At 75.3% G+C, this 10,640-nt stretch carries 10 protein-coding genes; 3 read left to right on the top strand and 7 right to left on the bottom strand.

What is annotated here, in order from left to right; all coding sequences use genetic code 11:
• Positions 1-168: 168 nt before the first annotated feature.
• On the bottom strand, positions 169-759 hold the full coding sequence (locus EAO70_RS02950; protein ID WP_148001468.1) for a TetR/AcrR family transcriptional regulator: 591 nt from the start codon (positions 757-759) through the stop codon (positions 169-171).
• Positions 760-835: 76 nt separating this feature from the next.
• Between EAO70_RS02950 and EAO70_RS02955 the strand changes: the two genes are divergently transcribed.
• Together EAO70_RS02955 and EAO70_RS02960 are read left to right on the top strand one after the other, a co-directional pair.
• The gene (locus EAO70_RS02955; protein WP_148001469.1) at positions 836-1,366 is read left to right on the top strand and encodes an SRPBCC family protein; all 531 of its coding nucleotides are present in this window, start codon (positions 836-838) and stop codon (positions 1,364-1,366) included.
• 89 nt (positions 1,367-1,455) lie between these two features.
• Positions 1,456-2,796, top strand: a complete 1,341-nt coding sequence (locus EAO70_RS02960; protein WP_148001470.1) for a carboxyl transferase domain-containing protein — start codon at positions 1,456-1,458, stop codon at positions 2,794-2,796.
• A gap of 91 nt (positions 2,797-2,887) precedes the next feature.
• Here EAO70_RS02960 and EAO70_RS02965 read toward each other — a convergent pair whose 3' ends face one another.
• Positions 2,888-3,298, bottom strand: coding sequence for a hypothetical protein (locus EAO70_RS02965; RefSeq protein WP_261992613.1), 411 nt, complete (start codon positions 3,296-3,298; stop codon positions 2,888-2,890).
• Between the two features lie 215 nt (positions 3,299-3,513).
• Between EAO70_RS02965 and EAO70_RS02970 the strand changes: the two genes are divergently transcribed.
• Positions 3,514-5,190, top strand: coding sequence for an FAD-dependent monooxygenase (locus tag EAO70_RS02970; RefSeq protein ID WP_148001472.1), 1,677 nt, complete (start codon positions 3,514-3,516; stop codon positions 5,188-5,190).
• Here EAO70_RS02970 and EAO70_RS02975 read toward each other — a convergent pair.
• The 5 genes from EAO70_RS02975 to EAO70_RS02995 form a co-directional block, all read right to left on the bottom strand.
• Entirely contained in the window at positions 5,167-6,816 is a 1,650-nt protein-coding gene (locus tag EAO70_RS02975; protein WP_148001473.1) for a glycosyl hydrolase family 8, read from the bottom strand. The genes EAO70_RS02970 and EAO70_RS02975 overlap by 24 nt on opposite strands.
• Before the next feature lie 168 nt (positions 6,817-6,984).
• On the bottom strand, positions 6,985-8,184 hold the full coding sequence (locus EAO70_RS02980; RefSeq protein WP_148001474.1) for an AI-2E family transporter: 1,200 nt from the start codon (positions 8,182-8,184) through the stop codon (positions 6,985-6,987).
• A gap of 186 nt (positions 8,185-8,370) precedes the next feature.
• Positions 8,371-9,042, bottom strand: a complete 672-nt coding sequence (locus EAO70_RS02985) for a 4'-phosphopantetheinyl transferase family protein (protein WP_148001475.1) — start codon at positions 9,040-9,042, stop codon at positions 8,371-8,373.
• A gap of 7 nt (positions 9,043-9,049) precedes the next feature.
• Positions 9,050-9,283, bottom strand: a complete 234-nt coding sequence (locus EAO70_RS02990) for an acyl carrier protein (RefSeq protein WP_148001476.1) — start codon at positions 9,281-9,283, stop codon at positions 9,050-9,052.
• Between the two features lie 104 nt (positions 9,284-9,387).
• The gene (locus EAO70_RS02995) at positions 9,388-10,245 is read right to left on the bottom strand and encodes a hypothetical protein (RefSeq protein ID WP_148001477.1); all 858 of its coding nucleotides are present in this window, start codon (positions 10,243-10,245) and stop codon (positions 9,388-9,390) included.
• Between the last annotated feature and the right edge of the window lie 395 nt (positions 10,246-10,640).

Genomic DNA, 10,640 nt, shown 5'->3' on the forward strand with positions numbered 1-10,640 from the left:
GCCTGCGGGGGCCTCGGGGGCCGGCCGACCCGACGCCGGGGCGGCCCGACGCCCGCGGGCCCGGCGCCGGGGCCTGCCGTCGCGGGGCGGACGGGTGTCGGACGCCGGCGTGAGGGGTGGCTCGCCGATCATGCCGGGCCCCGTGGGGCCCGTCTTTCGGGTCAGGCGTCAGCCGAGGCGGTCGAGCAGCGCGGCGGCGCTGTCCTCGGCGAGGTCCTCGGCGTAGGGCGGGAGGGTCTCGCCCGCGCGGAGGTGGCGGCGGACCACGCTCAGCGGTACCTCGATCACGGCGAGGGCGATCCGCTCGCGGTCCTGGGGGCCGGTCGCGCCGAGGGCCGTGCCGAGCGCGGCCAGCCGGGCGAGCGTGCGGCGGTTGCCGGCGTCCGCCCGCTCCCGGTGCTCGGGGGGCCAGTCGGCCTGTCCGAACTCCTCCGGTCCGTGCAGCAGGAGCGCGGCCTGCCGCGGGTGGGCCCGGCTCCAGGCGACGACGTGCCGGGCGGCCGCGCGGGCGGCCCGGTGCGGGTCGGGCTCCTGGTCGAGGGAGTGCGCGTACTCCTCCTGGAACCGCTCGACGGTCCGCAGCCAGACCTCGGCGAGCAGCGCCGGCCGTCCCGCGAATCGGTGGTAGACGGAGCCGCTGGGCGCGCCGACCGCCTGGGCGACCGCGGACATGGTCACGGCGGCGGGCCCGCCGTCCGCGGCGAGGCGGACTGCGGCGTCGAGGAGTTGGTCGCTGTCGAAACGGGGTGGCCGGGCCATGAATCGGAGAGTACCCTCCAATTCCATATTGGAGGGATATCTCTAATACAGTCCGACCTCTGTCCTGGGGAGACACATGGCCGTCCTGAATGTGCACGAACGTCTGGTCGCGGGGGGCGCCGACGCTGTGGGTGAGCTGCTCGACACCCTCTCCGCCGGGCCCGCGGACCGGCTCTGGCCCTCGGACCACTGGCCCGCCATGCGGCTCGACCGCGGGCTGTCGCCCGGATCGGCAGGTGGGCACGGTCCGATCCGGTACACCGTCAGCGCCTACGAGCCCGGCGTGCGGGTGCGGTTCGACTTCACCGGGCCGCCCGGATTCCACGGCTTCCACGAGTTCGCCGTGGTCCCGGTCGACGCGCACCGCACCCTTCTGCGGCACACGCTGTCGATGCGGACCACGGGAGCGGCCCGCCTGTCCTGGCCCCTCCTCTACCGCCCGCTCCACGACGCCTTGGTGGAGGACGGCCTGGACCGCGCCGGGCCGACCGCCCGGCCCGCCCGCTGGAGCCCGTACGTCCGGCTGCTGCGCACGGCCCTGGCCCGGGCGTCGCACTGTCGTCGTCGCCCGTGGGGCGGGGCGGACCGGACGGACGCCGCCCCCTAGGGTGGCGGTGTACCGGTGGGTTCGGGCCCGGTGGATGGGGTGCGGGGCTTGCCGGGGACTTTCCTTCGTCGACGAGTTGCGAGGTCCGGATGAGCGACCCGACGACGGCACGTGGGGCGATCGCCCTCGTCGCCGGCGACGACTTCACCGAGTTCGTCTTCACGGAGGGGCCCCTGGCGGACGACGGTCCGCTGGGCTGGCCCGGCTACTCGGCGGCTCACGCGCGCGCCGCCGTGCGGACCGGCGAGACCGAGTCGGTGGTCTGCGGTACGGGGGTGATCGGCGGGGTCCGGGTCGTCCTGGTCTCCTTCGAGTTCGGTTTCCTCGGCGGCTCCCTCGGGGAGCGCACCGGGGCCCGTGCCGCGGCCGCCCACGCGCACGCCCGCGCAGAGCGGCTGCCCGTGGTGGTGCTGCCCGCCACCGGCGGCAGCCGGATGCACGAGGGCATGCGGGCCCTGCTCCAACTCCAGCTCCTGGCCGGCGAGTCGGCCCTCACCCGGGCCGCCGGGCTGCCGCAGATCGCCGTCCTGCGCGATCCGACCACCGGGGGCGGCTGGGCCACCCTGGGCGCCGGTTCGGACGTGGTGCTCGCGCTGCCGGGCGCCCAGGTCGGCTTCGCCGGGTCCCGGGTCCGCCCGCCGGACGCGGACCCCGCCGCGTACACGGCGGAGGCGCAGCTCGCGCACGGTCACGTCGACGCGGTCGTGGCCCCCGGGGCGCTCCGCGACGTCCTCGGGCGCTGGCTCGCCCTGCTGACCCGGCCCGCCGCCGGCCGGCCCGCGGCGCCGCGGGCGCTCGGCGACCCGGACGCGCCGCCCTCGGCGAGCGGCCGGGAGGCGGTGGCCCGGGCCCGGCACCCCGCCCGCCCGCGCGCGGCCGCGTACCTCGACGCGCACCTGTCCGGCCGCGCCGAGATCTCCGGCGACCGCGCGGGCGGGGTCGACCCGGGGATGCGGTGCGGCTTCGGACGGGTCCCCGGCGGCGGCACCGTCGCGTACGCGGCGCAGTGCGGGACCGCGACCCGCCCGGCCGGTTTCCGCACCGCCGCCCGGCTCGTACGGCTCGCCGACCGGCTGGGCATCCCGGTCCTCACCCTGATCGACACGCCGGGCGCCGCCAACGACCCGGCGGCGGAGCACGCCGGCGCGGGCCCCGCCATCGCCGACCTGTTCGCGGCCGTCGCCACCGCGCGGGTCCCCGTCACCTCGCTCCTCATCGGCGAGGGCGGGTCGGGCGGGGCCCTCGCCCTGGCCGCCCCCGGCCACCTCTGGGCCACCCCCGACAGCTACTTCTCGGTGATCGCCCCGGAGGCGGCCGCGTCGATCCTCAAGCGTCCCCCGGAGGAGTCCGCAGCGACGGCCGACCAGCTCGGGCTGTGCCCCCGGGACCTCCTGGACCTCGGCGTGATCCGGGGCATCGTGGAGCACTGAGCCCGGCCGGAGGGGCGCGCGGGCGCGGAAGGGGTGCGTCGTTCTGTCGGCGCGCCCCCGGATCCGCCGTCCGGCGCCGTACCCGCCGCCGTCAGATGCCGGGCCCCTCCACCGGACCGGGGGGCTGCCGCGGGTGCCAGACGGCCGCGACGCCCCAGAGACCGAGTGCGAGGGCGGCGGCGCAGACCAGGAGCGCCGCCCACGGGCGGAGCCACCGCGTCGCCGCCGCCCAGGCGAGGGGCGGGAGCAGGAGGCCGAGGAGCAGGACCAGCGGCAGCTCGACGAGGATGACGCTCCAGTCCCGCGCCTCCGCCTCGAACCCTCCGTCGATGCTGTACGCCGCCCGGGGCAGGGCGAAGACCCCGGCGGCGGTGCCCCCGACGAGGGCGAGCAGGCAGCCGACTGCCCCCTGGGCCGTACCGTCGTCGGGGCCGTCCCCCTCGTCGCCGTCCCCGTCGTACGCGCGGGCGCCATCCGGGGCGGGGACGGGATTCTCGCTCATGCCCGGGAGGGACGCCCGGGGCGGCCCGCCGGTTCCGGGCGGCCGGTTCCGGGCGGCCGGTGCGCGCGACGGGCCCGCCGATCCCGGGCCGCGGGCCCGCAGAGGCGGGGCGCGCAGAGAGGACAGCGGCGGCCCGCACGGCTCGCCGAACCGGGAGCCCCGGGTGACCATGGAGGACGGACCTGGCGAGAGAGCGGCCGGCACTGGAGGCATCCGTGGCGCACACCGGCACCACCACCGACGTACTCATCGCGGGCGCGGGTCCCGTCGGCCTCAGCGCCGCGGCCGAGCTGCGACGGCACGGCGTGCGCTGCCGCATCGTCGACCGGCTGCCGGCCCGGCTGCCGTACGCCAAGGCGGTCGGGATCCAGCCCCGCACCCTGGAGCTGTGGGACCGGATGGGCCTGGTCCGCGCGGTCCTGGAGGCCGCGGTCCCGATGCGCGGCCAGCTCGTCTTCGTCAACGGCGCGGAGTCGGCGCGGATCGCGCTCGCGCTGCCGCCCGAGGTGCCGTACGGCTTCGCCGCGCTCCCCCAGTACGAGACGGAGCGGCTCCTGGAGGAGTACCTCGCCGGGCTGGGGACGAGCATCGAACGCGGCACGGAGCTGGCGTCGTTCGTCCAGGACTCCGACGGGGTCACCGCCCTGCTGCGCGGCGCGTCGGGGTTCACCGAGGAGCTGCGGGTCCCCTATCTGATCGGCTGCGACGGGGCGCACAGCGTCGTCCGCAAGACCCTGGGCCTGTCGTACGAGGGCGGCGCGTTCCCGGAGGCGTACATGCTCGGCGACGTCGTGGCCGACGCCGACTGGGACCTGCCCGCCGGGTACGCGCTCCGCTCCGAGCACCGGACCGACGACGGGACGCTCGACGACGTCCTCGTCTGCATCCCGCTGCCCGGCGCCGGCCGCTACCGGATGTCGATGAAGGTGCCGCCCGAGCTCGCCGGTCCGGCCGGGAGCCGCGCTTCCCCGGACGGTCCCGCGCACGGCCTCCAGGGCGGGACCGGCCCCGGGCTGTCCGAGCTTCAGGCGGTGGTGGACCGGCTGGCTCCGGGCCCGGCCCGGCTCTCCGACCTGCGCTGGTCGTCGGTCTTCCGGATCAGCCACCGCGTCGTCGGCCGCTACGGCACGGGGCGGGTGTTCGTCGCGGGCGACGCCGCGCACATCCATCCGCCCACCGGTGCCCAGGGCATGAACACCGGCATCCAGGACGCCGCCAACCTGGCCTGGAAGCTCGCCCTCGTGGTGCGGGGCGAGGCGGGCCCCGGGCTGCTCGCGAGCTACGACGCGGAGCGCCGTCCGGTGGGCGAGGAGGTCGTCGGCCGTACGGTCCGGCACGCCACCCGCGGGATGGAGGCGGACCGGGACGACATGACGACCCTGCTGCTCCGGGAGGCCCAGCTGCTCGTCGGCTACCGGGACGGCCCGCTGGCCGGCGCCCCGTACGGGCCGGTCGACGCGCCGCAGCCCGGGGACCGGGCCCCGGACTGCGGCGGGCTGAGCACACCGATCGCCGTCGACCCGAGGCGTCTCCTGGACGTCCTGCGCGACCGCCCGGGACACGTGGCCCTGCTGTACGGGGCCGAGGCGACCGGGCTGTCGCGTGCGGTGGCGGCGGCGCGGGCGGCGGCCGGCGAGCGACTGCCGCTGGAGGTCGTCGCCCTGCTCCCCCGGGACGCGGAGCCGGACTCCGTCCCCGCCGTCGGCGCTCCCGCGTACCGGGACGCCGCCGGGGAGTTCGCGCGGATCTACCTCCCCGACGGCGCCACCGGCTTCGTCGTACGCCCCGACGGGCAGCTCGCGGCCCGCTTCCCGCTCGCCGCGACCACGGCGGCCCTGACGGACTGCCTCAGGGCGCTGTCCGTGCCGCTACGGGACCCAGTGGTTGCCTGAGGCCGTGATCATCACCTGGAGCTGGATGCTCGCGGAGAAGTAGCTGCCGGTGTCGATCGGGGTGGCCACCATCTTGTTCCACAGGGCGTCCAGCCAGGCCTGGCTGCCGGGGTCGGTCATCGCCGCCACCGTGAACGGGGCGAAGAACGCGGCCTCGCTGCCCGAGGAGATCGCGGTGCCGTTGAGCTTGTAGCCGATGGCGATCTTGTTCGGGTCGCCGCCGGTCTTCGTCTTGATCCAGCCGTTGAGCTTCCGGGCGGCCGCGAGCGAGGTGGCGTCCCCGCTGGTCACCGCGTCGTCCGCGATCCGCCACGGGGTACGGCAGGCGTTCCACCAGTACGCGCCGTCGTTGGGGTCCTCCAGGACCTGGCCCGGGGCGGGCTTCGGCGTGGTGTTCGTGTTCACGACGAAGTCGGGGAGGAGACCGGTGCCGGAGGCGTAGGTCGACTGGAGGCGGGAGATCTGGGTCTGGTGCGCGGTGCGCACGGCGTCCCAGGTGGTGTCGCCGGTGGCCGTGCGGAAGGCGCGGAAGTGGTCGATCATCCAGTCGGAGGTCCGCGAGAGGTAGTAGTACTGGTCGCCGGAGCTGGTCCAGTCGCCGAGCTTCAGCAGCTTGGTGGTCGGGTTGAGTTCGTCCTTCTTGATCGCGGCGATGTGCTTGAGCGCGAGGTCCTTGTAGTTGTAGGTGCCGGTGCTGCCCCACTGCCTGTCGGCGAGGAGCAGCCCGTACGCCACGTCCATGTCGCCGTCCGTGGCACCGTCGCCGCCGTTGACGCTGCGGCAGGCGGTGTCCTGCTCGGCGGCGAGCAGGTTCGGGTTGACGGAGGACGGGTGGTCGATCTTCCACTTGACCAGGCCGTCGAAGATCTTCCTGGCGTCGGGGTCGGCGCCGGCCATGGTCGCGGCGACGACCATGCCGTAGCCCTGTGCCTCGGCCACGTACGGGTGGTCGGCGTCGGGCGAGATGATCTGGTACCAGCCGTTGCCGCAGTTCTGGCGGACGAAGGCGGACTTCCAGCGCTTGTAGTAGTCGACGACCTTCTGGTCGAGGCCGGCCTGGGAGCCGGAGGGCTTCAGGGTGCCGGCCGCGTAGGGCTTGAGGTGGCTGCCGAAGGGCACGGCCGTGCCTCCCCCGTCGCCGCCCGTGCCGGTGGGCGCGCCGTACACCTCGAACTCCCAGAGGGAGTAGCCGTACGCGGTGCCGCGGCCGGTGCCGTACATGCGCACGTAGCGGCCGCTGCCGGAGACCGCGAGGTCGTCGGTGGCGCCGTCGCCGGTCGTCGTGGAGTAGACGTCGGACCAGGTCGAGCCGTCGGCCGAGGTCTGGATCCGGTACGTCTTCCCGTACGCCTGCTCCCAGTCGAGCCTGACGCGGGAGATCGTGTGGACGGCCCCGAGGTCGATGCGGATCCACTGCGGGTCCGCCCCTTCGAGGCTGGCCCAGCGCGTGGCCGCGCTGCCGTCCACCGCGAGTCCGGGCCCGAGGGCCGAGGTCTCGACGGACGAGGCCGTCACCGCCTTGCCGGTGGACACCAGACCGTCGGCGGCCTGTGCCTGGGGCAGCACCGTCAGGGGCACCGCCAGCAGACCCGCGAGTCCGAGAAGCGAGACGCTTCGTCGACGCATGACAACTCCCTTTCCCTCCATGGCCAATGGTTAGGAAATATTCCTAACCATTGGGCCGTGAGAGTAGAGAGGCGGGACGCCCCGCGCAAGACCTCGTGACGGAACGGGAGTTCGCCGCCCGGCGCCACCCCCGACTCCGACCCCGACTGCGACTCCTCCCCCGCCCGGTCACGCGATCGGGGGCTGCGGGCCGGACCTCGGCGCCTCGGGGCCGGGGTCGTCCGGGTCGGTGCCGTCCGCGTGGAGGTCGGACGGGTCGGTGCCGTCGGGGTCGGGACCGGATGGCGTGGCGGCGGCATCGGTCTTCGCCGCCGTGCGGGCGTCCCGCAGCGCCGTGTGCACCGACCAGACGACCGAGACCAGCGGGACGGCCACCACGGCGCCCACGATGCCGGCGGCGATCGAGCCCGCGACGACGGAGATCGCGACGACCAGCGGGTGGAGGCGGACGGCCCAGCTCATCACCAGCGGGTGCAGCAGGTGCCCCTCGATCTGGCCGATCACCACGATCAGACCGATCACGATCGCGGCCACCAGCGGGCCCTTCGAGGCCAGCGCCACGACCGCGGCCACCGCCAGGGCGATCGGCGAGCCGATCAGCGGCACGAAGGCGGCGACGAACTCCAGGAGGGCGAGCGGCACCGCGAGGGGGACGCCGAGCAGCCACAGCGCGACGCCGACGAGCACCGCGTTCACGGCCGCCACGAGGACGATCCCGTGGGTGTAGCCGGTGAAGGTGCGCCAGGCCGCGCGCCCGCCGGCCGCCACCCGGTCGCGGACCGACCCGGGCAGCTGCTTCTGGAACCACGCCCACTGGCGGTCTCCGGAGTGGACGAAGAACACCGCGGAGAAGACCGCGAGGGCCAGCGTGGTCAGCACGGCGACCACCTGGTGGGCCCCGCTGACCGCCGTACTGACGAGGGTCGAGCGGTGGCTGGTGAGGAAGTCCCCGATCTTGGCCTGGAGGTCGCTCAGCACTCCCGGCTTCAGCCGGAACGGCGGCTGTTCCAGCCAGTCCTCGATCCGGCCGACTCCGGTCCGGAACTCGCGTACGAGGGTGGTCCGTTCCCCGGCGACGGCCTCGCCGACCAGCGTGAGCACGCCCAGGACGAGCGCGATGCTGCCGAGGAGGGTGAGGGCGACGGCGACCGGCCGGGGCAGTCCCCGGGCGACGACGTCGGCGACGGGCCTGAGCAGTGCGGTGATCACGAGTCCGAGGAAGAGGGCCACGCCGATCTCGTGGAAGCGTCCGAGCACCGCGAACAGGCTGTAGACGAGCACGCCGACGACGAGCAGCCGCCACGCGTACGCGGCTGCCGTCCGGAGCAGGGGGGTGACGGTGACCGTCGGTGAGGTGCCTGGCTGCATCCCACCGACCTACCACCCGCGGCTGCCCCGGCCCGTGAGGACGCAGGCCCGGGGCCGCGAACTCCGCCGATCGGCGGTGCCGATGGGGGGAGCGGGCGCCCGGAGGCCTCGGACGGAGGCCTCCGGCGAAGGCGTCGGACGGAGACCTCGGACGGAGCCCCCGGCGGAGGCCTCGGACAGGGTGCCTCAGACGGAGGTGATCGCGACCCCCGTCGTGGCGGCCACCGCGGCGACGGCCGCGCGGGGCCGGTCCGTCCACTCCAGGAGGCGGAGGCCGCCCGGACCGGCCCCGTCGGTCCCGTCGACCCCGCGGCCGCCTCCCGCCTTCAGCCGGGCCTCCGCCCGGACCCAGAGGCGGAGCAGCTCCGGGCCGTCCGATGGCGCCGGGCCCTCCGCCGCCCCTTCCGCCGCGCCCTCCCCGAGGCCGGCCTCGGGGAGGAGGCGGCGCAGGACGTGCGCGGGGCCGGGGCGGCGGGTCGAGGGCTCCACGTCGATGCCGATCGGGCCCGGTCCGGCGGCCGCCGCGACCAGGCCGTCGGCATGGCTGAGGCTGACACCGGTGCCGGGGCGGCCGCGCAGGTACGGGCGGCCGTGGCCCTCCCCGCCGCACCCGGGGCACCGCTGGGCGAAGTCCGGGGTGTCCAGCGGCAGACCGGTGGCGCGGGTGACGCACAGCCGGACGAGGAGGCGCGCGGCGAGGACGTCGGCGCGGCGGCCGGGCAGCCGGATCCGGTCGAGGCGGCGCCGTTCCCAGGGGGCCAGCAGGGCCTCGTCCAGCTCCGGGTGGGCCAGCACCTCCGGGGTGGTCGCCACGACGGCCAGCGCCGCGTCCCCGCCCCGGTCCGGGCCGTCCGGCATCGGGTGCTCAGCCGGTGGCGGCGCTGAGGAAGCGCTCCCGGACGCGGCCGAGGGTGCGGAAGTCGTCGATGGTGACCTCCTGGAGGTCGATGGCGCTGCCGGAGAGCTCCTCCAGCAGGTCGATGAACTCCAGGAAGTCCATCGAGTCGATGAGGCGTGCCTCGATCAGGTCCTCGTCGGGGGCGATCGGCCCGTCGAGGCCGGGGTTCTTCTCGTGCAGCCACTCGGCGATGCGTTCCATGGGGAGGGGTCGCTCCTTGTTCACAGCTGTCGCGCGGGTACGGATATCAGGTACGGGTACGGGGTTCGGGGGCGCCCGGGGGCTCGGTGGGCGGGCCGGCCGGCTCAGGCGCGGACGGCTTCGAGCCGTTCGAGCGCCCGCTCGGGGGTGCCGTGGGCGAGGATCATCGCGTGGATCCAGCGCTCGACCCCGAAGGCGACGCAGGCGCTGTACGCCGGGCCCTCGGTGCCCGCGCGGATGTCCAGGCGCTCGCCGAAGAAGTTGCGGTGCCGGTTCACGGAGGCGATGGCGGTGCCGTCGGGGGCGCAGAACTCGTGCTTGACCGGGTCGAGGGCCATCAGCCGGGCCCGTGAGCCGCCCTTGTCGTAGAACGGGTCGTCGGCGACGGCCCGGGTCAGTTCGAGTCCGAGGAGTCCGGCCGTCTCCAGGATGAACGCGGCGCCGCTGTCCAGGTGCTCGACCGAGCCCTGCTTGGTCCCGAGGTAGAGGACCTCGCGCATGTGGAAGCCCCACAGCCGGCGCAGTCCGTCGTAGTGGGTCTCGTTGCGGAAGCAGCGGCCCGTGGCGGAGAGGCGGAGGCCCTCCTCGCCGACGTCCCGGCCCTCCAGGGAGAGCAGCAGTCCGTAGCAGGTGGCGGACGGCAGGAGGTAGCCGGTGGGGCTCAGCGGCAGTTCTTCCGGCGTCTCGCCGGCCGCGAGTCCGTCGAGCGCGTCCGGGGCGAAGCGGCCGGCGGAGACGCCGAGGTGGGGGAAGTTGCGGAAGAAGTCGAGCCGGGCGAGGCCCGGGACGGACAGCAGGGGCGGGCCGAGGACCTCGGGTGCGGAGAGGCGGGCGGCGAGACCGGTGAGGAGTGCGTCGAGGCCGCGCAGGAGCGCGGTGTGGACCGGGTCCATGGTGACCAGGCCCGGACCCGGACTCTTCAGGCCGCCGTCCGGCAGGACGGTGGCGCCGGTTGTGCTCATGGAAACCGCTCCCTCTGGGCGTGGAACCGCGATGTGGGCGAACGCCCGTGGACGCGGTCGCCGTCGACCGCGGAGCGCAGGGACGGCGGGCCGCCCGACAGCCCCGCGGCCGGACTGCGCAGGGGGACACTAGGACAGCCCGTCCCATGTTGTCTAGACCAAAGCCGGAAGGCCGTCACGTGCAACTCTGCACGTTGAGAGGACACTTGACAACGAGTATGGTCTAAACCAATTGTTCTGTACGGCGTGGCACCCGCAGCCCGCGCCGGGCGCTGCCGTGCGTCCACGCCGTCCACCCCGCCGTCCGTCCGAGCCACGCGCCCCCGGTGCCGCGCCGAGGGTCTCCCCGTGCTGTCCACCGGCCGGGGAACGCGGCCCCGACTCCCGCCCTGGAG

This window comes from Streptomyces sp. adm13(2018), from assembly GCF_008042145.1.
GTDB lineage: Bacteria > Actinomycetota > Actinomycetes > Streptomycetales > Streptomycetaceae > Streptomyces.